The following is a 25,166-nucleotide window of genomic DNA, read 5'->3' as shown; positions in this document are numbered from 1 at the left end:
TGCGGATCCCCGCACACCCCTCGTCGTCGCGCGGACCGCCGCGCGCCTTTCGTCACGGAGACAGTGGATGGGTCAGCCGACCGACCGAGACGCCGATCTCGACTCCCCTCAGGACGCCGTGCCGGAGCCCGCCGAGACGGTCGAGCCCGCGGCTCCCGAGACGGCGTCCGGCCCCGACGCGCAGCGTGCCGACGCGTCCGGCGACGTCGCCCCGGTCGCTCCCACGCCGACGGACGAGTCCACGAGCGCGTCGACGGACGAACCGACGGGCGCGCCGACGGACACCGCCCCGGACGGCCCCGCGCCTGCGGACCACGGTCCTGAGGGTGCCGGCGCGGCCGAGCCCGGCCCCCTACCCGGCGCGACCCCGGCGGGCGACGCGCCGGCCCCCGGTGCAGCCACCGCCGACGTGTCCGAGGCCGGCTTTCCCGCGGCGGGGAGCCGCCCGGAGGTCGCCTCCTCGGAGCCGGTCGCCGCTGCTGAGCCGCTCGCCTCCTCGGAGCCGCTCGTCACCTCGGAGTCTGTCGCGGTCCCCGAGCAGACGGCCGCGGTCCCCGAGCAGACGGCCGCGACCCCCGAGCGGACGGCCGCGCAGCCCACCGCCGCCTCGGAGCAGGGCTCCGCGGTGCCGGACGCCGCGAGCCCGGCCACCCACGCCATGCCCGCAGCTCCGGCGGACGAGGCACCCGCCGAGACCCGCGCGACGACCACCGGGACGGACGTGGACGCCGGTGCTCCGGCGAGCGCCGCCCTCGAGCCCGACGCCCAGGACGCCCCGGTCGAGAGCGGTCCGGACGCGTCCGTCGCGGAGTCGCCCGTCGCGGGTGCGTCCGCGCCGGGCGGGTCGACGGCCGACCCGACCGAGGCGAGCGGCGAGCCGACGTCGACCACCCCCGACGCGCCGGTCGCCGGCGCTGCCGAGAGCCCGGCCCCCGTCGGCACCCCGGACGGCGGCCCCACGGCCGAGAGCAGCCCGCGGACGGTCGGCGCTCCCGGCGGCAGCGACGCAGACGAGGCCGACGAGGAGCCGTACGTCCCGCGCGTGTTCGCGTTCGACCCGGACGTCCCGGCGGTGCTCGTCCCCGCACCGGGTGCCCAGGCCGACGCCCCGGCCGCCCAGGCCACGGGCACCGCCGACCGGGAGGCCCCGGCGCCCGTCGCCCACACCTCGGTCCCCCCGGACGACACGACCTCGGACGACACGACCTCGGCCGACACGGCCGCGGACGACACGGCCGCGGACGCGACGGCCGCGAGCAGCGCGACACCTGACGACCCGACGTCGGCCGACCGGTCGGCCGACGCGACCGGGGGAGGCCCGGCCGACGAGAGCACGGCCGAGCGGACCGCCGTCGTGCCCGTGAGCTCCGCGCCGGCGGGCGACCAGGGCCGACCCGCGGACGAGGGGAGCGACGCCGCGCCCGACGCGACGCGGGTGATCCCGCCCGTCGACCCGTGGTCGCGGCCCGCGCCCGTCGTGCGCACGTCGATCCTGTCTCCCGCGTCCCCCGACGAGCCGGCGAGCCCGGCGCCGGTCGCCGCCGGCGCGACCGCTCCGGCGGAGGCCCCGGCCGAGGGCTTCGGCGCGACGGCGCAGGCGGTCGCCGCGGGGACCGCCGCACCGAGCGCGTTCACGCCGGTCCCGCCCGACGACTCGCGCGAGGCCTCGCCCTTCGAGGGCTTCGACGAGGACGCGCCGCGGCGCGGCTGGGCCCGCGGGCTGCTGTGGACGGGGATCGCCGTCCTGGTCCTGGGCGGCCTGTACACCGGCGCCCAGTGGTTCTACTCCGACAAGGTCCCGAGCGGGACGAGCGTCGCCGGCGTCGACGTCGGTGGCCTGTCCCGGACGGCGGCCGAGGACCGGCTCGAGTCGGAGCTCGGGCCGCGCGCGGCCGAGCCGATCACGCTCGCCGCGGGCGAGGCGAGCACGACGCTCGACCCGGCGACGGCGGGCCTGACCTTCGACGCCGCGGGCACGGCCGAGGAGCTCACGTCGTTCTCGATGAACCCGGCGCGCCTGTGGCAGCACCTGTTCGGCGGCAAGGACGCGGAGCCGCTGGTCACGGTCGACGACGCGGCCCTCGACGCCCAGGTCGAGGCGCTGCGCGGCAGCCTGGAGATCGAGCCCGTGGACGGGGCCGTGCAGTTCGTCGACGGCGCGCCCACGAGCACGCCGGCCGCGGACGGCTCGGCGCTCGTCACGGACGAGGTGCCCGCCACCATCACGGAGAGCTGGCTCGTCACCGACGGGCCGGTCGAGCTGCCCACCGAGCCCGTCGAGCCCACGATCACGCAGGACGAGACGGACGCCGCGCTCGCCCTGGCGGAGAAGGTCGTGTCCGCGCCCGTCGTCGTCTCCGTCGGCGGCCAGTCGCCGGAGCTGCCCCCCGAGGCGCTCGCCGCGGCCGCCTCCTTCGCGGCGACGGACGGCGTCCTCACCCTGACCTTCGACGGCCCGGCGCTCGTGCAGTCCGTGGTCGACCGGACGAACGACCTGCTCACGGCGGCCGACGACGCGCACTTCGTCTTCCGGGACGGCGTGCCGGTGATCGAGGGCGGCCAGCCCGGCACGACGATCGACCCGGCGGCCATCGCGACGGCCGTCACGACGGCCGCCTCGGGCGACGAGCGCACGGCGACGGTCGAGCTCGTCGAGTCGGACCCGGAGCAGTCGGTCGCGGCGCTCGAGGCGCTGGGGATCAAGGAGAAGGTGTCGGAGTTCTCGACGCCCGTCCCCAACGTCCCCGTCCGCACCGCGAACCTGCAGCGCGGGGCGGAGAAGGTGAACGGGACGCTCGTCAAGCCGGGGGAGACCTTCTCGCTCGTCGACACGCTCTCGCCCATCACGCTCGAGGGCGGCTACTACGCGGCCGGCATCGTCGAGAGCGGGCGCCACACCGAGGGCGTCGGCGGCGGCCTGTCGCAGATGGCCACGACCACGTACAACGCGGGCTTCTTCGCGGGGCTCGAGGACGTCGAGCACCGCCCGCACAGCTACTGGTTCGAGCGCTACCCCGCGGGCCGCGAGGCGACGATCTTCGTGGGCTCGATCGACATGAAGTTCAAGAACGACACCCCGTACGGCGTCCTCATGCAGTCCTGGGTCGGCGGCGGCCAGCTGCACGTCGCGGTCTGGAGCACCAAGTACTACGACGTCGAGACGTCGTCGAGCGGCAAGTCGAACGTGGTCCAGCCGACGACGGTCACGCACTCGGGCGCCGACTGCGCCCCGACGCCCGCGGGCAGCCCGGGCTTCTCCATCACGAACTACCGCAAGGTCTACCGCGAGGGCGAGCTCGTCAAGGACGAGTCCTACCGGTGGACCTACAAGCCGGACAACGCGGTCGTCTGCGAGTAGACCCGGTCCACCCACGAACCACGGAGGTCTCATGCTCGGACGCAGCGAACGGGAGTCGGGAGCGCAGGCGCTGCTCGCGGCCACGGCGGCGGGATGGGTCGACGGCGACCCGACGGAGGCGCTGCTCGACCTCGGGTCGACGACGGCGACGCTGTCGACCGTCGCGAGCATCGACGCGCTGGCCGCCGTCATGCACCTGGGCCACCCGGCGCAGCCGTCGCACGAGCTCGAGCGCGCGCTGCTCGCGGCGCCGCCGTCGCTCGTGCTGACCGGCGCGTCGGCGGTGCCGTCGCAGTGGGTCTGGGTCGGCCGGTCGACGGCGGCCCGCGACCTGACGGGGCACGTGGTGGTCGACGAGGCGGGCATGCGCGACCGGCGCCACGTGCTGCGCACGATGGGCGTCAGCCCGTCGCTCGTCCCGACCCGCACCACGCTGGAGGAGCGGGTCGCGCTCGCCGGCGCCGACGGCAGCCTCGTCGTGGAGCGCTCGGTGGCCCGCGGGCCGCTCGCCGCGCTCGGCTACGCCGAGCTCCCGGGGAGCGAGCTCCTCGGCGAGGGCGCGCCCGTCTGGTACGGGCTGCTGGAGAGCCGCGACGCGGCGCCTCGGGCGGAGGGCGTCGCCCAGGTGTGGCTCGCGTTCGGGCCCCGGGACGACCACCGCGGCTCGCTCCAGGAGACGCTCGCGCTCGTCGCAGCCGCCGGGATCGACCTCCAGCACCTGCGCAGCCACCGCTCGCAGGCGGGGCCGCACATCTTCTTCTGCGCGTTCTCGTGCCCCGACGCGACGACGCTCGACGCGCTCGTCGCGGGGTTCGGGGAGCGGGGCGTCGCGCACCGGGTGCTCGCGGTCCTGCCCGGGCAGGAGTTCGTGCCCGGCCCGGACGCGCTCGAGCCGCGCTGGGCGACCGCCCCCGACCCCGTCCACGCGTGAGCGTCGGGTACCTCGGCCCCGAGGGGTCGTTCACCCACCAGGCGGCGGCCGCGTGGTCGGCCGAGCACGGCCCGGTGGATGCCGGGCTCGCGGCCCGCGAGACCGTCGCAGACGTGTTCGCGGGCGTGGCCGCGGGCGTGCACGAGCGGGGCGTCGTCGCGATCGAGAACACGGTCGAGGGGTACGTCGTGCCTTCGCTCGACGCGATCGTCGGGAGCGCGAGCGTCGTCGCGGTCGACGAGGTCGTGCTCGACATCTCGTTCGACGCGTTCGCGCGACCGGGCCACGGCGACCTCACCGAGGTGACGGCGCACCCGCACGGGCTCGCGCAGTGCCAGGGCTTCGTGCGCCGGACGGGCCTCGCCCCGGTCGCGGCGTCGTCGAACGCCGCGGCGTGCCGCGACGCCGGCCCGCACCAGGTCGCCCTCGGCCCGACGATCTGCGGTGAGCTCTACGGCCTGGAGACGGTCGAGCGCGCGGTCGAGGACTTCGCGGGCGCACGCACCCGGTTCCTCGTGCTGGCGCCGCGCGCGGAGGCCGCCGCGGCGCTCGGCCGGGCGCGCAGCGGCGGCGAGACGGCGTGGCGCACGATGCTCGCGGTGACGCCCGTCGTCACGGGACCGGGGGTGCTCGCGCGCATCACCCAGTCCTTCGGCGCGCGGCGCGTCAACCTCTCGAGCCTCATCACCCGGCCGCTCAAGGCGGTCGCGGGCACCTACGCGTTCGTCCTCGTGGTCGACGGCGCGCCCTGGGACGCGCCGGTGCGCGCGGTCCTGGAAGACCTCGTCGGGGCCGGGGACGCGCTCAAGACGCTCGGGGTCGTCCCGGCGCGCGGCGAGCTCGACGGGTCGGTGCGCGCCGACGTCGACGCCGCCCACGTCCCGGTCGGGAGCGTCGACGCGTCGACCGGCGCGGCGGGCCTCGCGACGGGGCTCCTGTGGTGAGCGCCGCGGGTGCCGCGCCGGACCCTGGAACGTCCCGCTCGGCGGTCCGGGTCGGCGTCGTCGGCCTCGGTCTCGTCGGCGGCTCGGTCGCCCGGCTCCTGCACGACCGCGGGGTCGAGGTGACCGGCTACGACGCCACGGCGACCACGCGCGCGGCGGCGCGGGCTGCCGGTCTGCGCGTGGTCGGCGACGTCGCGGAGGTCTGCGCCGACGAGCCGGACGTCCTCGTGCTCGCCGTGCCGCTGCGCGCCATGCGGGCGGTCGCGGCCGACGTCGCCCGGCACGTGCGGGGCGCGACGGTCGTGACGGACGTCGGGAGCGTCAAGGGCGCGGTGCGCGACGCCGTCCGGTCCGCCGGGCTCGACGCCCGGTACGTCGGGGCGCACCCCATGGCCGGGACGGAGCACTCGGGCTTCGAGGCGTCGGACCCCGCGATGCTCGCGGGCGCGCGCTGGGCCGTGACGGTGGACGCGACCACGCGACCGGACGCGTTCACGAGCGTGCTGCGGCTCGTCACGGGCCCGCTCGGCGGCACGGTGCACGTGCTCACCGACGACGTCCACGACGAGTCCACCGCGCTGGTCAGCCACGTCCCGCACGTCCTGGCCACCGAGCTCCTGGGCGTCGTCGCCGACGCGCCCGTGCGCGACGTCGCGCTGGGCCTCGCCGCGGGCAGCTTCCGCGACGCGACGCGCGTGGGGCGCACCGACCCGCGCCGGACCGAGGCCATGGTCACGGACAACGCCGCGTGGGTCGCGTCCGCGCTGCGCGTCGTCGTGCGCGACCTCGAGCAGCTCGTGCGCGCGCTGGAGACCAACGCGCCCGTGGGGGAGTTCTTCGACCGGCCCGACCCGGTGCGCGCCGCGACGGGCGGCACCGGCGAGCCCGTGCGCGTCGACCTCGACGACGCGGGCACCTGGCGCGAGACGCTCACCGCCGCGGGGGCCCGCGGCGCCGTCGTCGTGGACGTCGAGGACCGGGCGGTCGTCGTCGCCTGAGGTGCGACCGCGGTCCCGGCGTCGCCCGGGGCGGGTCACGTCGTCGCCGGGCCCCGTCGAGAGGCCCCGCCGACCGGTCGTCCGTCGGCCCCGGTCGTCAGTCCGGGCGCGACGCGGGCCGTCGCGGTGGCCGCGGCGGGACCGGCTTGCCGGCCACGATCGCGTCGAGCGGCACGGAGACCAGGGGAGGGGCGTCGTCGCGCGGGCCGTGGCCGCGGTGCGGCGGGGCGCTGCCGCCCGCGTCCTCGCGCAGCACGAGCGTGGTCGCGGTGGTCTCCACGACCACCCCGATCACGTCGGTGAGGGGCTTGCCCGCAGCGGCGGCGTCGTCGGGCGAGAGCCTGCGGCGGACGACGACCCGCGTCCCCGGCGCCCACGTCGTCCAGGGCGAGTCGGGCACGGGGCGGCTCCTCGGGCGTGTGACGTTCGTCCACGGGCTGGTCAGAGAGGGTCGGGCACCGCCCGACCTGAGCGATACTAGTCGTGCATGCCCCTGTCATGACCTCGCCCCTCGCCGGGCCGGGTCCGGACGAACCCAGAAAGGTACTCGGTCGTGACTTACGTGATCGCCCAGCCGTGCGTGGACGTCAAGGACAAGGCGTGCATCGAGGAATGTCCTGTCGACTGCATCTACGAGGGCAAGCGGTCGCTCTACATCCACCCGGACGAGTGCGTCGACTGCGGCGCGTGCGAGCCGGTCTGCCCCGTCGAGGCGATCTACTACGAGGACGACGTGCCGACGGAGTGGAGCGACTACTACCGCGCCAACGTCGAGTTCTTCGACGACCTCGGCTCGCCCGGCGGTGCCGCGAAGATGGGTCTCATCGAGAAGGACGACCCGATGATCGCCGCCCTGCCGCCGCAGGCCTGAGCCTCCGGCGCCGGCGCTCGTGGGACTCGCCGACCTCTCCGGTCTCGCCTATCCCTGGGACACGCTGACCCCGTACGCCGGGCGCGCGCGAGCGCACCCCCGCGGCGTGGTCGACCTCTCCATCGGCACGCCGGTGGACACGACCCCCGCCGTGGTGCGCGATGCGCTCGCCGCCGCGTCCGACGCGCACGGCTACCCGACGACGCACGGGACGCCCGCCCTGCGCGAGGCGGTCTCCGCGTGGTTCGCCCGCCGTCGCGGCGTCCCCGGGCTCGACCCCGACGCCGTGCTCCCCACCGTCGGGAGCAAGGAGCTCGTGGGGCTGCTGCCCTCGCTCCTGCGGCTCGGGCCGGGCGACGTCGTCGTGCACCCGCGGACGGCGTACCCCACCTACGACGTCGGCGCGCGCCTGGCGGGCGCGACGCCCCTCGCCACGGACGACGTGGACACGTGGGCCGGGCGCGACGACGTGCGCCTGGTCTGGGTCAACTCGCCGAGCAACCCGACGGGCCGGGTGCTCGATGCCGCGCACCTCGCGCGCGTCGTCGCCGCGGCCCGCGAGATCGGCGCGGTCGTCGCGAGCGACGAGTGCTACGCGGAGCTCGCGTGGACCGAGCCCTTCACGACGACCGGTGTCCCGAGCCTGCTCGACCCGGCGGTGTGCGGCGGGTCGCACGACGGCCTGCTCGTCACCTACTCGCTCTCCAAGCAGTCGAGCATGGCGGGCTACCGCGCGGCGTTCGTGGCCGGGGACGCGGCGCTCGTCGCGGACCTGCTCGCGACGCGCAAGCACCTCGGCATGATCGTCCCCGCGCCGGTCCAGGCCGCGATGGTCGCGGCCCTGTCCGACGACGCGCACGTCGCCGCGCAGCGGGACGTCTACGCGCGCCGCCGCGAGGTGCTCGTCGACGCCCTCACCGGCGCGGGCCTCGTGATCGACCACTCCGAGGCGGGCCTCTACCTGTGGACGCGGCCCGCCGACGAGGCGGCCGGCGACTGCTGGCTGACGGTCTCCGCCCTCGCGGACCGGGGCATCCTCGTCGGGCCCGGGGCGTTCTACGGGACGGAGGGCACGGGGCACGTGCGCGTCGCCCTCACCGCGACCGACGAGCGGGTCCACGAGGCCGCGGCTCGACTCTCCGGAGGCCTCCCGCTGGCGTGACCTGGATCACAGCGGGTGTGGTGTTCTCGTGACGGTTCCTGATTGGTCACGTGCGGGTGAGGCGGGGTACGGTCGACCGCGCGGCAACGGCGCGAGCAGCAGCAGGAAGGGAACCATGACCACCACTCAGCAGGCGAAGGTCCGCCTCCTCGTCGACGACCAGGCGCAGGACCTGCCCGTGGTCGCGGCGACCGAGGGCAACGACGGCATCGTCGTGTCCTCCTTGCTCAAGTCGACCGGCCTCGTGACCGTCGACCCCGGCTTCATGAACACCGCGTCGTGCGAGTCGAGCATCACGTACATCGACGGCGAGGCCGGCATCCTCCGGTACCGCGGCTACCCGATCGAGCAGCTCGCCGAGCGGTCGAGCTTCCTCGAGGTGGCGTACCTCCTCATCCACGGCGAGCTCCCCGACGCCGCAACGCTCGACGCCTTCGTCGAGCGCGTCAACCGGCACACGCTCGTGCACGAGGACTTCCGCACGTTCATGGGCACGTTCCCGCGCAACGCGCACCCCATGGCGGTGCTGTCGTCCGCGATCAACGCGCTGTCCACGTTCTACCCCGAGTCCCTCGACCCGTTCGACGACGAGACGGTCGAGCTCGCGACGGTCCTGCTCCTCGCGAAGTCGCGCACCATCACGTCGTACCTGCACCGCCGCCGCGTCGGCGAGCCGCTGCTCTACCCGGACTACTCGCGCGGTTACGTCGACGACTTCCTGCGCATGACGTTCGCGACGCCGTACCAGCAGTACGAGGCCGACCCGGTCGTCGTCGACGCGCTCGACAAGCTGCTCATCCTGCACGCCGACCACGAGCAGAACTGCTCGACGTCGACGGTGCGCGTCGTCGGTTCCTCGCACGCGAACCTCTACGCGTCCGTCGCGGCCGGGGTCAACGCGCTCTCGGGCCCGCTGCACGGCGGCGCGAACGAGTCGGTGCTCACCATGCTCGACAAGATCGCCGGCGCGGAGTACGACGTCGACACCTTCATGAAGAAGGTGAAGAACAAGGAGGACGGCGTCCGCCTCATGGGCTTCGGCCACCGGGTCTACAAGAACTACGACCCGCGCGCGGCGATCGTCAAGAAGTCGGCCGACGCCGTGCTCTCCACCCTCGGCAAGAAGGACCAGCTCCTCGACATCGCCATGGGCCTCGAGGAGATCGCGCTCAACGACGACTACTTCATCGAGCGCAAGCTCTACCCCAACGTGGACTTCTACACGGGCCTCATCTACAAGGCCATGGGCTTCTCGCCCGCCATGTTCACGCCGCTCTTCGCGCTGGGCCGCATGCCCGGCTGGATCGCGCAGTGGCGCGAGATGATGAAGGACCCGCAGACCAAGATCGGCCGCCCGCGCCAGGTCTACGTCGGCGAGACCGAGCGCGACTACGTCGCCGCCTCCGACCGCTGACGATCCCTCCTCCGGACGCCGCGCCCCTCACCTCCCGGTGAGCGGCGCGGCGTTCGTCGTCCGCCCCGTCGGCGACCCGGCGTCGGGACCGACGACGGTCGGTCAGGACGCGTCGGGGACGGCGACGTGGACGCGCAGGGTGCCCGGGTCGAGCGGGGCGAGGTCGGCCGGGTCGGGGGTCGTCCACGTCGAGCCGTCGCGCGACCAGCGGCGGTCGCCGACCTCGACGGCGACGACGTTCGTGGCGTCCGCCGTCGCGACGGCCCACTGGGCGACGGCCCATGCCGACCGCTCGACGCCGCCGTCCTCCGCGGCGCCGGGGAGCGCGGACGCGTCGACCACGACCAAGCCCCCGTCCCCGCCGTCCGACGGCGCGACGCGGACGGCGTCGCCGAGGTCGCGCGCGGCGCGCTCCCGGAAAGGCTCGGCCGGGTCGCCGTCGGCCGGGACCTCCTCCGCCGGGACCGCCGCGAGGTCGCACGTGAGCGACGCGGGCGACCAGCCGGTCAGCGCGGACGCCCACGCGCGCGAGCGGGGCTCGTGCTGCGCGTACGCGTCGGGGAACGCGGACCGCTGGACGGTCTGCGCGGCGACGGTGACCTCCATGCCCTCGTAGCCCTCGACCGTCTCGAGCACGTCGTAGAACGTGTTGGTCGAGTAGACGGGGTCCATGATCTCCGCGACGGTTCCCCACCCCTGCGAGGGGCGCTGCTGGAACAGACCGACGGAGTCGCGGTCGCCGTAGTCGATGTTGACGAGCCGCGACTCCTGCAGCGCGGTCGCGAGCCCGATGGTCGCGGCGCGGGCGGGCAGCCCACGCCGCACGGCAGCCCCGCTGATGAGAGCCGCGTTGTCCGCCTGCGTCACGGAGAGGTACCACGTGCGGCCGTCGGCGGTCGCGGCGCAGCGCTCCGCGACGGGCGTCGCGTCGTCGAGCCGGTTGAGCGCGACCACGACCGCGCCGACCCCCACCGCGGCCACCGTGACGAGGGTGACCGCGGTGCGCAGGGGGCGTCGGCGCGACCGGACGCGCCCCGGCGCCGGGGCGTTCGGGGAGCGCGGGGGCTGCGTCGTCGTCATCGTCGATGCGGGGCGTGCTCGGGAGGGGCCGGTCAGTTCGCGTGCAGCGCGGCGTTGAGCTCGACGCCCGCGCCGGTCCGCGAGACCGCCTCGACCCCGCCGGTCAGCGAGTTGCGCCGGAAGAGGATGCCGGACCGGCCGGCGAGGTCGCGCGCCTTGACGACGAGCGGCTCGCCCGCGGCGTCCTGCTGCCCGACGACCGTCACCTTGGTCCCGGCGGTGACGTACAGGCCGGACTCCACGACGCAGTCGTCGCCGAGCGGGATGCCGAGGCCCGCGTTGGCGCCGAGCAGCGAGCGCTGCCCGACCGAGATGACCTCGCGGCCGCCACCGGAGAGGGTGCCCATGATCGACGCGCCGCCGCCCACGTCGGAGCCGTCGCCCACGACGACGCCCGCCGAGATGCGACCCTCGACCATCGACGTGCCGAGCGTGCCCGCGTTGAAGTTCACGAAGCCCTCGTGCATCACGGTCGTGCCGGCCGCGAGGTGCGCCCCGAGGCGCACGCGGTCCGCGTCGGCGATCCGGACGCCCGACGGCACGACGTAGTCCACCATGCGCGGGAACTTGTCGACGCCGAGCACGGTCACGGGCTGGCCGGTCGCGCGCAGGCGCAGGCGCGTCTCCTCGAAGCCGTCGACGGCGCACGGGCCGTGGTTCGTCCACACGACGTTCGTCAGCACGCCGAAGAGGCCGTCGAGGTTCAGGCCGTGCGGCACGACGAGGCGGTGGGAGAGCAGGTGCAGGCGCAGGTAGGCGTCGGCGGTGTCGGCGGGGGCGGCGTCGAGGTCGACCTCGGTCCGCACCACGACGACGTCCACGCCGCGCAGCTCGTCGCGCTCCGCGAGCGCATCGAGGGACGCGGGGACGGCGGCGTCCGCCGGGGCGGCGCCGAGCGCCGGCGCGGGGTACCAGACGTCGAGGGTCGTGCCGTCGTCGGTGACGGTCGCCAGGCCGAAGCCCCACGCCGTACGCGGCTCGGACGCGCCCGCCGAGGGGGCGGGCGCGGGGGTCGCAGAAGTCATGCGCCCCACCCTATCCGGCGCCGGTAGGGTGCTGGCGTGACCTCTCCCACCCCTGGCACCGGACCTGTGCTCGACCTCCACGGCGACCTCGTCGCCCTGTTCCGCGCGGTGTGCGACGTGCCGTCCGTGAGCGGGGACGAGCGCGCGCTCGCGGACGCGGTCGAGGCCGCGCTGCGCACGGTCGCGCACCTGGAGGTCGTCCGCGACGGCGACACGGTCGTCGCGCGCACGGCGCTCGGCCGGGAGCGGCGCGTCGTCGTCGCGGGCCACCTCGACACGGTGCCGCTCACGGTCCCGCCGAACCTGCCGACGCGCGTCGTCGGCGAGGGCGCGCACGCCGAGGTCTGGGGCCGCGGCACGGTCGACATGAAGGGCGGCGTCGCCGTCGCGCTCGCGCTCGCGGCGGAGCTCGACGCCCCGGCGCAGGACGTCACGTGGGTGTTCTACGACAACGAGGAGGTCGCCGCGGACCTCAACGGGCTCGGGCGCCTCGCGCGCACCCGCCCGGACCTGCTGGAGGCGGACTTCGCGGTGCTCGGGGAGCCCACGTCGGCCGGCCTCGAGGGCGGGTGCAACGGGACGCTGCGCGCCGAGGTGCGCGTGCCGGGCGTCGCGGCCCACTCCGCGCGCTCCTGGACGGGGACCAACGCGATCCACGCCGCGCACGAGGTGCTGGACCGCCTGGCCGCGTACGTCCCCCAGGAGATCGAGGTCGACGGCCTCGTGTACCGGGAGGGGATGAACGCCGTCGGCATCACGGGGGGCATCGCGGGCAACGTCGTGCCCGACGAGTGCGTCGTCACGGTGAACTTCCGGTTCGCCCCCTCCCGCAGCGTGGCCGAGGCCGAGCAGCACGTCCGCGACCTCTTCACCGGGTTCGCGGTCACCCTCACCGACGCCGCGCCCGGTGCGCGGCCCGGTCTCGACGACCCGCTCGCGGCGGACTTCGCGGCGGCCGTCCTCGGCGTGACCGGCGGGGCACCGGCCCCGAAGTACGGCTGGACCGACGTCGCGCGCTTCGCCGAGCTCGGCGTCCCGGCGGTGAACTTCGGCCCCGGGGACCCGCTGCTCGCGCACAAGGACGACGAGCGGTGCCCCGTCGGGCAGCTCGCGCTGTGCCGCGACGCGCTCCGTGCGTGGCTGACGGCCACCCCTGCGGCATAGGCTCGTGACCATGAGCGACACGGTGCGTGACCAGCAGGGTTCCGACGACGGCGTGCCCCAGACGGGCACCGGGTACCGCAAGGGGCCGGTGCTGCTCCGCGGCGACCAGATCCCCGGCCAGACGACGGACCAGCGCCTCCTCGACTCGCGCGGCAACGCGGACTGGGTGCACTCCGACCCGTGGCGCGTGATGCGCATCCAGAGCGAGTTCGTCGAGGGTTTCGGCGCGCTCGCGGAGGTCGGCCCGGCCGTCTCCGTGTTCGGCTCGGCGCGGACCAAGCCGGACCACGCCGACTACGCGCTCGCCGAGGACGTCGGTCGCCTCCTGGTCGACGAGGGCTTCGCGGTCATCACGGGCGGCGGCCCCGGCATCATGGAGGCGGCCAACAAGGGGGCGTCGGAGGCGGGCGGCCTGTCGATCGGGCTCGGGATCGAGCTGCCGTTCGAGCAGGGCATGAACCGCTACGTCAACCTCGGCGTGAACTTCCGCTACTTCTTCGCCCGCAAGACGATGTTCGTCAAGTACGCGCAGGGCTTCGTGGTGCTGCCGGGCGGGTTCGGCACGTTCGACGAGCTGTTCGAGGCGCTCACGCTCGTCCAGACTCACAAGATCACCGAGTTCCCCGTCGCGCTCGTCGGGACGGACTACTGGACCGGCCTGCTCGACTGGGCGCGGACCGCCGTCGTGGGGCGCGGGATGATCAGCGAGCACGACCTCGACCTGGTCCACCTGTGCGACGACCCGGCCGAGGCCGTCGAGTACGTGTGCGACCGCGGCGCCGAGCTGCGCGCGGAGGAGCGCGAGGCGACGGAGGAGCTCGTCCGGGCGCAGGCCGGCGACGCGAGCTGACGGGCGCGGCGCGATGACCGCAGGTCCCGGCGCGCCCGGCTCCGGCGCGGGCGAACCGGGGTCGCACCCGCCCGAGGGCGCGCCCGTCCCGCTGCCGCCCCTCGGGGTGCCGCCGCGCGGCACCTCGCTCGTGCTGCGCGGGCGCGAGCTCGACCGGCCCGCCGTGATGGCCATCGTCAACCGCACCGACGACTCCTTCTACGCCGGGGCGCGCCAGCTCGACGACCGCCAGGCGCTCGCCGCCGTCGAGCGCGCGGTCCGCGAGGGCGCCGAGATCCTCGACGTGGGCGGCGTGCGCGCCGGGGTCGGCCCGGAGGTCACCCCGGCGGAGGAGATCCGCCGTGTCGTCCCGTTCGTCGCCCGCGTGCGGTCGGAGTTCCCGGACCTCCTCGTCAGCGTGGACACGTGGCGGGCGGACGTCGCGCACGAGGCGGCGCTCGCGGGCGCGGACCTCGTCAACGACACGTGGGCCGGGCACGACCCGCGGCTCGTCGAGGTGGCCGGGCAGCACGGGATCGGGGTGGTGTGCTCCCACACCGGGGGAGCGCGGCCGCGCACGGACCCCGTCCGCGTCGCCTACCCGGCCCGCCCCGGAGCGGCCGACCCGCGCGACGGCGTCGTGCAGGACGTCGTGACGACGCTGCGGGCCGCGGCCGAGCGGGCGGTGTCGTGCGGCGTCCCGCGCGCGTCGGTGCTCGTCGACCCGACCCACGACTTCGGCAAGAACACGTGGCACTCGCTGCATCTGCTCCGCCGCACCGAGGTGCTCGCGGGGCTCGGCTTCCCGCTCCTCATGGCCCTGTCGCGCAAGGACTTCGTGGGGGAGACGCTCGACCTCCCGGCCGACGAGCGACTCGAGGGCACGCTCGCGGCGACGGCGGTCGCCGCGTGGCTCGGCGCGCGCGTCTTCCGCGCGCACGACGTGGCGGCGACGCGCCGCGTCCTCGACCTGGTCTCCGCCGTCCGCGACGAGACGGCCCCGGCAGCGGCCCTGCGGGGCCTGGCGTGACGACGCCGCGCACGGCCGCCCTTCCCGCGGCGCGGGCGCGGCTGCTGCGTCCCGCCACCTGGCGGTGGTGGGTGCAGGTGCTCGTGGTCTACGCCCTGGCCCGGGCGGTGAGCGCCGTCGTGCTGCTCGTCGCCGCGCGGTCCCAGGAGCAGAACCTGTGGACCGACGCCGCGCCCTCGTACCTCGCCTACGTCGGTCGGATGTGGGACGCGAGCTGGTACGAGCAGATCTACTCCTCCGGCTACCCGGACACGCTCCCCGTGGGCCCCGACGGCGCCGTGCAGCAGAACGTGTGGGCCTTCTTCCCGCTCTTCCCCGCGCTCGTCCGCGCGCTCGACGCCGTCACGGGGCTCGGCTGGGAGGTGCTCGCACCGACGCTCGCGCTCGCGTGCGGGGCGGGCGCGGTGCTCGTCGTCCATCGGCTCGTCGCGACGGCCGGGGCGGCCGCCGTCGAGCGGCGCCCGGGCCTGCCGCTCGCGACGGTGCTGCTCGTCAGCGTCTTCCCCTCCAGCCCGGTCCTCCAGGTCGCGTACACCGAGTCGCTCGCCCTGCTCCTCGTGGCCGGTGCGCTGCTCCTGCTCGCGCGGCGCCGCTACGCCGGGGTGGCGCTCCTCGTCGCGCTCCTCGGCTTCTGCCGCGCGGTCGCGCTGCCGATGGCGGCGGTCGTGCTGTGGCACGGCTTCGTGCGGTGGCGCCGCGGTGACCTGCGCGGGCCCGACGCCGCCCGGCTGGGCGGGCTGCTCGTCGTCGCCCTCGCGAGCGGGCTCGTGTGGCCCTGGCTGTGCGGCGCGGTCACGGGCGTGCACCAGGCGTACTTCCGCACCCAGGAGGCCTGGCGCGGCGGCGCGGAGGTCGTGCCGTTCGTGCCGTGGGTGGACGTCTCGCGGTGGCTCGCGGGCGACGCCGGCCCGTGGCTCCTCGCGCTCGTGCTCGTGGTGGCCGCCGCGCTCGTGCTCAACCCGGTGGCGGCGCGTCTCGGCCCGGAGATGCACGCGTGGTCCGGGGCGTACCTGGCGTACCTCGTGGCGACCGTCCAGCCGGGCACGTCGCTCGTGCGCTTCCTCCTGCTCGCGTTCCCGCTCGGCGCGGTGACGGTCGGGTGGACGCGGTCGCGCGCGTGGCTCGCGGCGGTGACCGTCGCGTGCGTCGTGGGTCAGGTGTGGTGGGTCTGGTCGCTGTGGCGGCTGGTCCCGCCGTCGGGCTGGCCGCCGTGACCGGGACGCCCGGGATGTCGGCACGCGTGAACTAGACTGTCCCCCGGGCGTCGTCCGAGGTCGGACGCCCCTCCTCGCGCGTGCGGGGTGGACTCGGGACAAACGGAAATGGAGTGCCATCGATGGCTGCGATGAAGCCGCGGACGGGTGACGGACCGCTGGAGGTCACCAAGGAAGGGCGAGGCATCGTCATGCGGGTCCCGCTCGAGGGTGGCGGGCGTCTGGTGGTCGAGCTCAACGCGACCGAGGCCAGCGAGCTGGGTGAGGCGCTCCAGGCCGTGGTGGGCTGATTGCCCGCACGTGAGCGCCGGGTCTCCGGAACCTCGGAGATCCCGCGCGCGCTGCCGGAGGTGGTCGGTGCACGGGGCGCGCTGAGCGACGCCCCGCTCGTCGACGAGGCACAGGCCGACGCGGTCGTGGTCGCCGTCGCGCCGCCGCGCGAGGCGGAGGACGGGCTGCAGCCGCGCGCCGGCACGGTCGACGCGACCCTGCGGTACGGCGTCGACCTCGCCGAGCTGGCCGAGCGTGCGGGCGGCCCGGGCTTCCGCGGCGCGGCCGGCGAGGTCGTGCGCGTGGACCTGCCGCGCGCGCACGTCGGGTCCACGACCCGGCTGCCGTGGGCGGGCCTGCCGCCCCGCCTCCTGCTGCTCGGCGTGGGCGCCGGCACCGCGACGGACCTGCGCCGCGCCGGTGCCGCGCTGGCCCGTGCGTCCCGCGGCCTCGATCGGGTCGTGAGCGCCGTGACCGCGGACGCCGGGGCGCCCGAGGTCCGCGCCTACGTCGAGGGCTACCTGCTCGCCGCGTACGCCCAGCCGCGCCGCGGCGACGCGCCCGCCGGCGCGCAGGACGCCGCCGCGCAGCTCGTTCTGCTCACGCCGCCCGGCCGTCCCGACGTGGCGGCACCGATCGAGGCGGCGACCCGCGCGGCCGCCGCGACGTGGCTCGTGCGCGACCTCGCGAACACGCCGTCCGACGTCAAGGACCCGGCCTGGTTCGCCGACCGCGCGCTCGGGCTGGCCGACGCGCTCGGCCTCGACACCACCGTCCGCGGCCCCGCCGAGCTCGCTGGGGAGGGCTTCGGCGCGCTCCTCGCCGTGGGCGCCGGCTCGGCGCGCGGGCCCCGGCTCGTCACCGTCACGTACGACCCCGCGGACCACGGCGTGACCCCGGCGACGGACCGCTCCGCGCCGCGGCACGTCGTCGTCGTCGGCAAGGGCATCACCTACGACACGGGGGGCCTGTCCATCAAGCCGCGCGAGGCGATGGTGCCCATGAAGACCGACATGGCGGGCGCCGCCGTCGCGCTCGCCGTCGTGCTCGGGGCCGCCCGGGCCCGCTCGGGCCGGCGCGTCACCGCCGTGCTGCCGCTCGCGGAGAACCACGTCGGCGCGGCGTCGTACCGTCCCGGTGACGTGCTGCGCACGTGGTCGGGGCGCACGGTCGAGGTCGCGAACACGGACGCCGAGGGCCGGCTCGTCCTCGCCGACGCCGTCGGGTACGCCGTGCAGGAGCTCGCTCCCGACGTGCTCGTCGACGTCGCGACGCTCACCGGCGCGGCGAGCGTGGGCCTGGGTCGTGGCCACGGAGCCCTGTTCGCCACCGACGACGGGGTCGCCGACGTGCTCCAGGACGCCGCCCGCACGACGGGCGAGCAGGTGTGGCGCATGCCGCTCGTCGAGGACTACGCGGGTGCGCTGCGCTCCGACGTCGCCGACCTGCGGCACGTCCCTGTCGAGAGCCCCGGCGGTGGGGCCATCACGGCCGCGCTGTTCCTGCGGGAGTTCGTGGGCGACGTGCCCTGGGCCCACCTCGACGTCGCGGGACCGGCGCGCGCGACAGCCGACCGGCACGAGGTCGTGGCCGGGGCGACGGGCTTCGGCGCCCGGCTGCTGCTCGAGGCGCTCGACCGGCTCTGATCTCGACCGGCTCTGATCTCGGCCGGCTCCGACGCGGCGGGTCAGCGGCGGACGGCGAGCAGGAGGCCGTCGCCGCTGGGCAGCAGCGCCGGCAGCACGCGCTCGTCGGACCGGAGCGACCGGCCGACCTCGCGCACGATCGTCGTGACCTCGTCGCGCCGTGCGGGGTCGGCGACGCGGTCGTGCGAGAGCGCGCCGTCGACCGCCAGCACGCCGCCGGGCCGCAGGAGGCGCAGCCCCTGCTCCACGTACTCGGGGTAGCTGTGCTTGTCGGCCCCGACGAGGACGAGGTCGTACGCGCCGTCGGTGAGGCGGGGGAGCACGTCGCTCGCGCGGCCCGGGATCGTGCGCGTGCGGGACGCGGGCACGCCCTCCTCCGCGAACGCCGCCTTCGCCGCGCGCTGGTGCTCGACCTCGACGTCGATCGTCGTCAGCACGCCGTCGGCGGGCATGCCGCGCAGGAGCCAGATCGAGGCGACGCCCGTGCCCGTGCCGATCTCGACGACCGCGCGGGCCGCGAGGGACGCGGCCAGGACCTGGAGCACGGCCCCGACGCCCGGGAGGACCGCGGGGCAGCCGAGCTCGGCCGCGCGGTCGCGCGCCCGCAGGAGGACCTCGTCCTCGGGGACGAACTCCTCGCTGTACACCCAGCTCGCCGCCTTGGCGCTGCGGTGGGTGCCGACGTCGCTGGTGATCAGGTCCTCCTGGTGGTCCGTCGTCCGGCCCCGGGGGCCGGGCCGGCACTGTCTCGGATCGTACCCGCCCCCTCCCACGCCGGCCCGTTCCCGCGCCGCGTGCGTGTGCACGGGCCGTGGACGTCGCGCGCACGTCCCGCGCGAGCCGGGGAACACGCGCCGAGGGCGGGACGTTCTTCTGGGACGATGGACCACGTGGACGACGCACGACCGAGGACCAGCACGCACGGCCAGCAGGACGCGGGCACGTGGGTGCCGCCGTCGTGGGACTCGATCGTGCGCGAGCACTCGGCGCGGGTCTACCGGCTCGCCTACCGCCTCACCGGCAACCGTCAGGACGCGGAGGACCTCACGCAGGAGACGTTCGTCCGGGTGTTCCGCTCGCTGTCGAGCTACACCCCGGGCACGTTCGAGGGCTGGCTCCACCGGATCACGACGAACCTCTTCCTCGACCAGGTCCGGCGCAAGCAGCGCATCCGGATGGAGGCCATGGGCGACGACGACGGGCACTACCCGGCGCGCGCCGAGGCCCAGCCGGAGCGCGGGTTCGAGCACGCGAACCTCGACCGCGACGTGCAGCGCGCGCTCGACGCGCTCTCGCCCGAGTACCGGGCCGCCGTCGTGCTGTGCGACATCGAGGGCCTCTCCTACGAGGAGATCGCCGTCACGCTCGGCATCAAGCTCGGCACGGTCCGCTCGCGGATCCACCGCGCGCGCTCCCAGCTCCGCGCCGCCCTGCCGCACCGCGACCCCGCCGAGCGTCCGGCGTCGGACGACGCACCGACCGCCGTGGGCGCCCGGGGGGCGGCGTGACCCATCTCGGCTCGCGGCTCTCCGCGCTCGTCGACGGGCAGCTGTCGCCCGCGGAGGCGGAGCGCGCCCTGGAGCACGTGGCCTGCTGCCCGCGGTGCGCGGCGGAGCTCTCCGCGGCCCGGGCGGCCCGGCGCGCGCTGAGCGCGGCCGGGCCGGTGGAGCCGGCGCCGGACCTCGCCGCGCGCCTGCTCGCGCTGTCCGCCCAGATCCCGCCGACGGACGGCGACCCGCTGCGCGCGGCGCCCGCGCCGAGCGACCCCTGGGCCGTTCCCGCGACGCTCCCGCGCGGCGCGTGGAGCGGCGAGGTGCGCCGCGGCTCGCTCCGGCGGCGGGTCGTCGGCCTCGTCGTCGGGGGCGTCGGCGTCGCGGCGGTGGGCCTCTTCGCGCTCGGGGAGAGCCCGCTCGTCACGCCGGACCTGCACCGCAGCGACCCGCTCACCGTGCTCGCGCAGGCCGCACCCCGGGCCACGGGCGCGCTCGTCGTCGGCGGCGCGCGGACCGACGCCCCGGACGGCGGGTCGGGCGGGGGGACGGTCGCCGACGGCGGCGCGTCCGCCCTCGCGGCGCTCGCCGCGCAGGGCTGGACCTGCCCGACGCCGCTCCCCGAGGGATTCCGCGTGGCCGACGTGCGCGACGACGCGCGGCGCGGCGTGCTGGAGATCGACCTCGAGGCGCCGGGCGGGGAGGCGGTCGTGCGCGAGCAGACCGGCCTGCTGGACACGTCGGCGCTCGCGGGCGGCGAGACGTGGGACGTCGACGGGCGCCGCGTGCACGTGCTGTCCGAGGCCCCGTGGCACGTCGTGTGGCAGTCGGGCGACACGGTGATCGACGTCGTCGCCGACACCGAGCAGGAGACGGTCGCCGCCCTCGTGGCGGCGTTCCCGGCCCGTGACTACGATGCCGGGGTCCCGGCGCGCATCTCCCGGGGCTGGACGACCATGACAGGAGCGCTCGGCACCTCATGACCGACCCCCAGACCGGACCGGAGCAGCCCGGTCCGCGCGACGCCGCGCCGAACCCGTTCGCGCCGCCGTCGGCCTACCGCAGCGTGCCCGTCCCGCCGTCCGCCGAGGCGCCACGGCTCACCGAGGGCGCTGCGTCGGGCCACGCCGCGCCCGCGTACGGTCCGGGACCGGTCCCGCCGCCGCCTGCGGTGCCCGCGCCTGCGGAACCCTCGACTGCGGCGCCCACGGACCCCTGGGAGCGGCTGAGCGCGTTCGGCCAGCCCGAGGCGCCGACGCGCCCGGGCGGGTCCGTCGACCCGACCCTCGTGGGCGTGCCCCGCGGACCCGCCGGCACCGCCCCGCGACGCGGCCTGCGCCCGGCCGCCGTCGCGGGCGTCGCGGTGCTCGCGCTCGTCGCGGGCGCCGTCGGCGGCGTCGCGGCCGACCGCCTCGCCGACCCGCAGCCCTCCGGCTCGTCCGTCTCGGCGCTGCCGCCCGCGAGCGTCGAGCCCGGCGCGGACCGCCCCGACGGCTCGGTGGCGGACATCGCGGCGACCGTGCTGCCCAGCGTCGTCTCGCTCCAGGTCCGCGGGGCCGACGGCGTCGCGACCGGATCGGGGTTCGTGCTGCGGGAGGACGGCTTCATCCTCACGAACAACCACGTCGTCGCGTCGGCCGCCGACGGCGGCGACATCGTCGTGCTCTTCTCCGACGGGCACGAGAGCCCGGCCGAGCTCGTCGGGCGGACGGTCGACTACGACCTCGCGGTCGTCAAGGTCGAGGACTCGGGCCTCACGCCGCTCGCGCTCGGCGACTCCGACGAGGTGGTCGTCGGGGACCCGGTGGTGGCCATCGGCGCGCCGCTCGGGCTCAACGGGACCGTGACCACGGGGATCATCAGCGCGCTCAACCGCCCGGTCCAGGCGGGTGCCGCGGCGGAGACGGCGTTCATCAACGCGATCCAGACGGACGCCGCGATCAACCCCGGCAACTCCGGCGGCCCGCTCGTCGACGGCCGGGGCCAGGTGGTCGGCATCAACTCGGCCATCGCGCAGCCGCCGGGGAGCGGCGAGGCCACCGGGAGCATCGGGCTCGGGTTCGCCATCCCGTCGAACCAGGCCCGCCGGACCGCCGAGCAGCTCATCGCCGACGGCGTCGCGACGTACCCGGTGATCGGCGTGCTCCTCGACCAGCGCTACCAGGGCGAGGGCGTGCAGGTCTCGACCGACGCGCAGTCCGGGACGCCCGCGGTGACGCCCGACGGCCCGGCGGACGCCGCCGGGATCCGGCCGGGAGACGTGATCCTGTCCATCGACGGCCGGCCCGTCACCGAGTCGGACGAGCTCATCGTCGCGATCCGGGCGAAGGCGCCGGGGGACGCGGTGACCCTGCGTGTGCGGACCGGCGACCAGGAGCGCGACGTGCGCGTCGTCCTCGACGAGGCCACGAGCGAGTAGTCTGTCGGCGTGTTCGGGATCAACGGAGCCGAGTTCGTCGTGCTCCTCATCGTGGCGGTCGTCGTCATCGGTCCCGAGCGCCTGCCGCGCTACGCTGAGCAGCTCGGGGCGTTCGTACGGTCCGCGCGGGGCTACCTGCGTGACGCGAAGTCGCGCGTGGACGCGGAGCTCGGCGAGGAGCTGTCGGACGTCGACTGGGCCAAGCTCGACCCGCGCCAGTACGACCCGCGCCGGATCGTCCGCGAGGCCCTCCTGGACGACGACCCCCTGCCCGAGCGCGTCTCCCCGCCCCGCCCGTCCGCACCCGTCGCGCCGACGGGGCCCGCCCCGTTCGACGACGAGGCCACCTGACCCCGTCGTCCGACCGCGGTACGACGGCGATTCGTTCCGGCGCCCGAGCACCTGTCAGAATGGGGCAATGTCCATCGAGGCGACGCACATCGGTCCGGCACCGGTCCCGGAGACCACGCAGGAGCCCGGGAGCCCGACGGGCACCCGGCCACGGATCCTCTCGGGCATGCAGCCCACCGAGGACTCGCTGCAGCTCGGGAACTACATCGGTGCGCTGCGCCAGTGGGTCTCCCTCCAGGACGCGTACGACGCCCTGTACTGCGTCGTCGACCTCCACGCGCTGACGGTCAACCCGGACCCGGAGCGGCTCCGCGAGCGCACCCGCCGCACGGCCGCCCAGTACCTCGCCGGCGGCGTGGACCCGGACCGCTCGGCGCTGTTCGTCCAGTCGCACGTGCCGCAGCACGCCGAGCTGTCGTGGGTGCTGTCGTGCCAGACGGGCTTCGGCGAGGCGGGCCGCATGACCCAGTTCAAGGACAAGTCCGCGAAGCAGGGCGCCGACGGCACGACCGTCGGGCTGTTCACGTACCCCGTGCTCATGGCGGCCGACATCCTGCTCTACGACGCGGCGCTCGTGCCGGTCGGCGAGGACCAGCGCCAGCACCTCGAGCTCACCCGCGACCTCGCGGAGCGGCTCAACGCCCGCTTCGGCGACGGGACCGCCGTCGTGCCGGAGGCCCACATCGTCCGGTCGGTCGCGAAGATCTACGACCTCCAGGAGCCGACGGCGAAGATGAGCAAGTCCTCGTCCAACGGCAAGGGCGTCATCTGGCTGCTCGACGACCCGAAGGTCGCCGCCAAGCGGATCCGGTCGGCTGCGACCGACTCCGGCACGGAGATCCGCTACGACCCGGTCGCCAAGCCCGGCGTGTCGAACCTGCTGACCATCTACTCGGCGCTCACGGGGCGGGACGTCGAGGCGATCGCCGCCGAGTACGACGGCCAGGGCTACGGGCGCCTCAAGGTGGACCTGGCGGACGTCGTCGTCGACTTCCTCGTGCCGTTCCAGGAGCGCGCGAACACCTACCTGGCGGACCCGGCCGAGCTCGACGCGGTGCTCGCGCGCGGCGCGCAGAAGGCCCGCGAGATCGCGGCCGGCACGCTCGCCCGCGTCTACGACCGCGTCGGCCTGCTGCCCGTGGGCGGGACGACCGCGTGAACCTCCCGGAGCGCGAGCCCCACCAGGTGCGGATCGGCATCGCGATCGAGGTGCCCGAGCCGTTCGCGACGCAGCTCCAGGACGCGCGCGCACGGTTCGGCGACCCGCTCGCGCGGTCGATCCCGCCGCACGTGACGCTCCTCGGCCCGACGGTCCTGGACCGCACCGCGCTCGACACGGCGCGCGCGCACCTGGCCGAGGTCGCGTCGACCGCGGCGCCGTTCCGCCTCCACCTGCGGGGGAGCGCGACGTTCCGGCCCGTCTCGCCCGTGGTGTTCGTCCAGGTGGTCGAGGGCATCGCGGAGTGCGAGCACCTCGAGAGCGCGATCCGCACCGGCCCGCTCGCCCAGGACCTGCGGTTCAACTACCACCCGCACGTGACCGTCGCGCACGAGGTGCCCGAGGCCGCGCTCGACGCGGCGTTCGACCAGATGGCGACCTACGACGCGCAGTTCGACGTCGCCGGCTTCTCGCTCTACGAGCACGGGGACGACGGCGTCTGGCGCCCCGAGCAGGTGTTCCCCCTCGGCGCGGATGCCGCGGGAGCGACCGTCTCGTAGCGTTCGGGGCGTGACGTCGCCCCGCCCCGCCGCCCCGCGCACGCGCGCGCGGGTGGACGCGCTCGTCGAGCGCTGGAAGGACAGCCGGCCCGGCCGCGCGACCTACCGCTACCTGTACGCGCGCGGCGCGCTCCTGTGCGGCGGCATCGCGTACTCCGCGCTGTTCTCGCTGTTCGCCGCGCTGACGATCGGCTACACCGTCTTCATGCGGGTCCTGGGCGGCCGCCAGGAGCTCATGGACGTCGTCTTCGGGGAGATCAACGAGCTCGTCCCCGGGCTCATCGCCCTCGACGGCCAGCCGGGCGCAATCCGGCCCGACCAGCTCCTGCTGGACTCCGGGCTCAGCGTCACGAGCGTCGTCGCGAGCGTGGTGCTGCTCTTCTCCGTCGTGTCGTTCATGTACCACCTGCGTGGCGCCGTGCGGACCATGTTCGGCGTGAGCGACGTCGGCCAGAGCCCCGTGCTCGCCCGGGCGCGCGCCCTCCTCGGGTTCTTCCTGCTCGCGCTGTTCCTCCTCGTCTCCGCCGTCGCCGGCATCGCCGTCACGTCCCTCGGCAACCAGATCCTCGAGGCGATCGGGCTCTCCGGCGGGCCCGCCGTCCTCGTCACCGGTGCGGGCCTCGTCGTGAGCGTCCTGCTCGACGCGCTCGTCGTGGTCGTCGTCGTGCGGCTCCTCGCCGGGGTGCGGGTCCGACGCCGCGACCTCCTCGTCGGCTCGCTCACCGCCGCCGTCGGGTTCGGCGTGCTCCGCTACCTCGGGTCGTCGTTCGTCGAGAGCAGCGCCACGCGGAACGCCCTCCTGGCGTCGTTCGCCGTCCTCGTGACGCTGCTGCTCCTCGTCAACTTCACCGCGCGCATCCTCCTGGCCGTGTGCGCGTGGATGGCGAACCCGCCGCGCCCGCCCGACCCGGTGCCCGACGGCGCCCGGCACGCGCGCGACGGCCGTCCCGAGCTGCCCGTGCTCGACGGCGACCGGACGACCGACGGCCGCCACCTCCGGGCGCCCCGTCACGCCGTCGAGAGCACGCGCGACCACGTCGAGGACAGGCGTGACGCTGCCGAGGGCGCGCGTGACGCCGTCGTCCCGTCGACCGAGGAGCACGTCCGCGCCGGTCACGGGTCGCACCGCCCGTGGAGCCCGGTGGTCCGAGGTGTCCGCCGGGCCCGCCGCCCGCGCGGGACGTGACCGTCGCGCTCGGGCGGTAGGTCGAGATCGGCACGCGCTGCCAAGATCGGCACGTGCGGCTGCCG

24 protein-coding genes are annotated in these 25,166 nt (G+C 75.7%); 20 read left to right on the top strand and 4 right to left on the bottom strand.

Annotated features, from left to right (window positions below; genetic code table 11):
- The first annotated feature begins 67 nt into the window (after positions 1 to 67).
- Genes RDI86_RS02760 through RDI86_RS02745 form a run of 4 tightly spaced genes read left to right on the top strand, consistent with a single transcriptional unit; the run spans position 68 to position 6,231 of the window.
- Complete coding sequence (locus RDI86_RS02760) at positions 68 to 3,358, top strand: VanW family protein (protein ID WP_308820631.1); 3,291 nt, start codon at positions 68 to 70, stop codon at positions 3,356 to 3,358.
- 31 nt (positions 3,359 to 3,389) lie between these two features.
- Positions 3,390 to 4,289: a hypothetical protein gene (locus RDI86_RS02755; protein ID WP_168946174.1), complete on the top strand. Its 900-nt coding sequence runs from the start codon at positions 3,390 to 3,392 to the stop codon at positions 4,287 to 4,289.
- Complete coding sequence (locus RDI86_RS02750) at positions 4,286 to 5,233, top strand: prephenate dehydratase domain-containing protein (protein ID WP_240696653.1); 948 nt, start codon at positions 4,286 to 4,288, stop codon at positions 5,231 to 5,233. The genes RDI86_RS02755 and RDI86_RS02750 overlap by 4 nt, the downstream gene beginning before the upstream one ends.
- Complete coding sequence (locus RDI86_RS02745; protein ID WP_308820630.1) at positions 5,230 to 6,231, top strand: prephenate dehydrogenase/arogenate dehydrogenase family protein; 1,002 nt, start codon at positions 5,230 to 5,232, stop codon at positions 6,229 to 6,231. The genes RDI86_RS02750 and RDI86_RS02745 overlap by 4 nt, the downstream gene beginning before the upstream one ends.
- A gap of 97 nt (positions 6,232 to 6,328) precedes the next feature.
- Here RDI86_RS02745 and RDI86_RS02740 read toward each other — a convergent pair whose 3' ends face one another.
- A complete protein-coding gene (locus tag RDI86_RS02740) occupies positions 6,329 to 6,631 on the bottom strand; it encodes a hypothetical protein (RefSeq protein ID WP_034651460.1) in 303 nt (100 codons plus the stop codon).
- Positions 6,632 to 6,784: 153 nt separating this feature from the next.
- Between RDI86_RS02740 and fdxA the strand changes: the two genes are divergently transcribed.
- The 3 genes from fdxA (at position 6,785) to RDI86_RS02725 (ending at position 9,678) form a co-directional block, all read left to right on the top strand.
- Entirely contained in the window at positions 6,785 to 7,102 is a 318-nt protein-coding gene (gene fdxA / locus RDI86_RS02735; protein ID WP_024841122.1) for a ferredoxin, read from the top strand.
- A 19-nt stretch (positions 7,103 to 7,121) separates the two neighbouring features.
- A complete protein-coding gene (dapC, locus tag RDI86_RS02730; RefSeq protein WP_308820629.1) occupies positions 7,122 to 8,264 on the top strand; it encodes a succinyldiaminopimelate transaminase in 1,143 nt (380 codons plus the stop codon).
- A gap of 115 nt (positions 8,265 to 8,379) precedes the next feature.
- On the top strand, positions 8,380 to 9,678 hold the full coding sequence (locus RDI86_RS02725; protein ID WP_308820628.1) for a citrate synthase: 1,299 nt from the start codon (positions 8,380 to 8,382) through the stop codon (positions 9,676 to 9,678).
- Between the two features lie 102 nt (positions 9,679 to 9,780).
- Here the strand turns inward: RDI86_RS02725 and RDI86_RS02720 are convergent, their stop codons facing one another.
- The gene (locus tag RDI86_RS02720; RefSeq protein WP_206158305.1) at positions 9,781 to 10,758 is read right to left on the bottom strand and encodes a hypothetical protein; all 978 of its coding nucleotides are present in this window, start codon (positions 10,756 to 10,758) and stop codon (positions 9,781 to 9,783) included.
- 32 nt (positions 10,759 to 10,790) lie between these two features.
- Entirely contained in the window at positions 10,791 to 11,783 is a 993-nt protein-coding gene (gene dapD / locus RDI86_RS02715; RefSeq protein ID WP_308820627.1) for a 2,3,4,5-tetrahydropyridine-2,6-dicarboxylate N-succinyltransferase, read from the bottom strand.
- Positions 11,784 to 11,819: 36 nt separating this feature from the next.
- Here dapD and dapE point away from each other — a divergent pair, with 36 nt between their 5' ends.
- The 6 genes from dapE to RDI86_RS02685 all read left to right on the top strand — a co-directional run bounded on the left by dapE (position 11,820) and on the right by RDI86_RS02685 (position 17,936).
- Positions 11,820 to 12,947 carry a succinyl-diaminopimelate desuccinylase gene (gene dapE / locus RDI86_RS02710; protein WP_251177071.1) on the top strand — a complete coding sequence of 376 codons (1,128 nt, stop codon included), beginning with the start codon at positions 11,820 to 11,822 and terminating at the stop codon, positions 12,945 to 12,947.
- A gap of 10 nt (positions 12,948 to 12,957) precedes the next feature.
- Complete coding sequence (locus tag RDI86_RS02705; protein ID WP_061267638.1) at positions 12,958 to 13,797, top strand: TIGR00730 family Rossman fold protein; 840 nt, start codon at positions 12,958 to 12,960, stop codon at positions 13,795 to 13,797.
- Between the two features lie 13 nt (positions 13,798 to 13,810).
- On the top strand, positions 13,811 to 14,806 hold the full coding sequence (folP, locus tag RDI86_RS02700) for a dihydropteroate synthase (protein ID WP_083711866.1): 996 nt from the start codon (positions 13,811 to 13,813) through the stop codon (positions 14,804 to 14,806).
- The gene (locus tag RDI86_RS02695) at positions 14,803 to 16,020 is read left to right on the top strand and encodes a hypothetical protein (RefSeq protein WP_308820626.1); all 1,218 of its coding nucleotides are present in this window, start codon (positions 14,803 to 14,805) and stop codon (positions 16,018 to 16,020) included. The genes folP and RDI86_RS02695 overlap by 4 nt, the downstream gene beginning before the upstream one ends.
- A 122-nt stretch (positions 16,021 to 16,142) precedes the next feature.
- Positions 16,143 to 16,310, top strand: coding sequence for a DUF3117 domain-containing protein (locus RDI86_RS02690; RefSeq protein WP_064506638.1), 168 nt, complete (start codon positions 16,143 to 16,145; stop codon positions 16,308 to 16,310).
- Positions 16,311 to 17,936 carry a M17 family metallopeptidase gene (locus RDI86_RS02685; protein ID WP_308820625.1) on the top strand — a complete coding sequence of 542 codons (1,626 nt, stop codon included), beginning with the start codon at positions 16,311 to 16,313 and terminating at the stop codon, positions 17,934 to 17,936.
- Positions 17,937 to 17,977: 41 nt separating this feature from the next.
- On the opposite strand, the gene RDI86_RS02680 is transcribed toward RDI86_RS02685, so the two are convergent.
- Complete coding sequence (locus tag RDI86_RS02680; protein ID WP_369824879.1) at positions 17,978 to 18,583, bottom strand: O-methyltransferase; 606 nt, start codon at positions 18,581 to 18,583, stop codon at positions 17,978 to 17,980.
- Positions 18,584 to 18,826: 243 nt separating this feature from the next.
- On the opposite strand from RDI86_RS02680, the gene sigE reads away from it, so the two are divergent.
- The 7 genes from sigE (at position 18,827) to RDI86_RS02645 (ending at position 25,101) form a co-directional block, all read left to right on the top strand.
- Complete coding sequence (sigE, locus tag RDI86_RS02675) at positions 18,827 to 19,444, top strand: RNA polymerase sigma factor SigE (RefSeq protein WP_061267693.1); 618 nt, start codon at positions 18,827 to 18,829, stop codon at positions 19,442 to 19,444.
- On the top strand, positions 19,441 to 20,409 hold the full coding sequence (locus RDI86_RS02670; protein ID WP_076405233.1) for a zf-HC2 domain-containing protein: 969 nt from the start codon (positions 19,441 to 19,443) through the stop codon (positions 20,407 to 20,409). Before sigE ends, RDI86_RS02670 begins: the two co-directional genes overlap by 4 nt.
- Positions 20,406 to 21,845: a S1C family serine protease gene (locus tag RDI86_RS02665; protein ID WP_251177068.1), complete on the top strand. Its 1,440-nt coding sequence runs from the start codon at positions 20,406 to 20,408 to the stop codon at positions 21,843 to 21,845. The genes RDI86_RS02670 and RDI86_RS02665 overlap by 4 nt, the downstream gene beginning before the upstream one ends.
- 9 nt (positions 21,846 to 21,854) lie before the next feature.
- Complete coding sequence (locus tag RDI86_RS02660; protein WP_163184652.1) at positions 21,855 to 22,196, top strand: twin-arginine translocase TatA/TatE family subunit; 342 nt, start codon at positions 21,855 to 21,857, stop codon at positions 22,194 to 22,196.
- 67 nt (positions 22,197 to 22,263) lie between these two features.
- On the top strand, positions 22,264 to 23,355 hold the full coding sequence (gene trpS / locus RDI86_RS02655; RefSeq protein WP_076405236.1) for a tryptophan--tRNA ligase: 1,092 nt from the start codon (positions 22,264 to 22,266) through the stop codon (positions 23,353 to 23,355).
- Complete coding sequence (locus RDI86_RS02650) at positions 23,352 to 23,915, top strand: 2'-5' RNA ligase family protein (RefSeq protein ID WP_061267643.1); 564 nt, start codon at positions 23,352 to 23,354, stop codon at positions 23,913 to 23,915. The genes trpS and RDI86_RS02650 overlap by 4 nt, the downstream gene beginning before the upstream one ends.
- 10 nt (positions 23,916 to 23,925) lie before the next feature.
- Positions 23,926 to 25,101 carry a YihY/virulence factor BrkB family protein gene (locus RDI86_RS02645; protein ID WP_076405238.1) on the top strand — a complete coding sequence of 392 codons (1,176 nt, stop codon included), beginning with the start codon at positions 23,926 to 23,928 and terminating at the stop codon, positions 25,099 to 25,101.
- The last annotated feature ends 65 nt before the right edge of the window (positions 25,102 to 25,166 follow it).

This window comes from Cellulosimicrobium sp. XJ-DQ-B-000 (assembly GCF_031119065.1).
Classification (GTDB): Bacteria; Actinomycetota; Actinomycetes; order Actinomycetales; family Cellulomonadaceae; genus Cellulosimicrobium; species Cellulosimicrobium funkei.
Note: the sequence above shows the minus strand (reverse complement) of the source record. Positions and strands in the feature narration are given on the sequence as shown.

Bases quoted from the DNA above. Each gene is read 5' to 3' on its own strand.
- RDI86_RS02760 (WP_308820631.1), top strand. From the start codon at position 68: ATGGGTCAGCCGACCGACCGAGACGCCGATCTCGACTCCCCTCAGGAC.
- RDI86_RS02755 (WP_168946174.1), top strand. From the start codon at position 3,390: ATGCTCGGACGCAGCGAACGGGAGTCGGGAGCGCAGGCGCTGCTCGCG.
- RDI86_RS02725 (WP_308820628.1), top strand. From the start codon at position 8,380: ATGACCACCACTCAGCAGGCGAAGGTCCGCCTCCTCGTCGACGACCAG.
- RDI86_RS02720 (WP_206158305.1), bottom strand. From the start codon at position 10,758: ATGACGACGACGCAGCCCCCGCGCTCCCCGAACGCCCCGGCGCCGGGG.
- dapD (WP_308820627.1), bottom strand. From the start codon at position 11,783: ATGACTTCTGCGACCCCCGCGCCCGCCCCCTCGGCGGGCGCGTCCGAG.
- RDI86_RS02705 (WP_061267638.1), top strand. From the start codon at position 12,958: ATGAGCGACACGGTGCGTGACCAGCAGGGTTCCGACGACGGCGTGCCC.
- folP (WP_083711866.1), top strand. From the start codon at position 13,811: ATGACCGCAGGTCCCGGCGCGCCCGGCTCCGGCGCGGGCGAACCGGGG.
- RDI86_RS02690 (WP_064506638.1), top strand. From the start codon at position 16,143: ATGGCTGCGATGAAGCCGCGGACGGGTGACGGACCGCTGGAGGTCACC.
- RDI86_RS02665 (WP_251177068.1), top strand. From the start codon at position 20,406: ATGACCGACCCCCAGACCGGACCGGAGCAGCCCGGTCCGCGCGACGCC.
- trpS (WP_076405236.1), top strand. From the start codon at position 22,264: ATGTCCATCGAGGCGACGCACATCGGTCCGGCACCGGTCCCGGAGACC.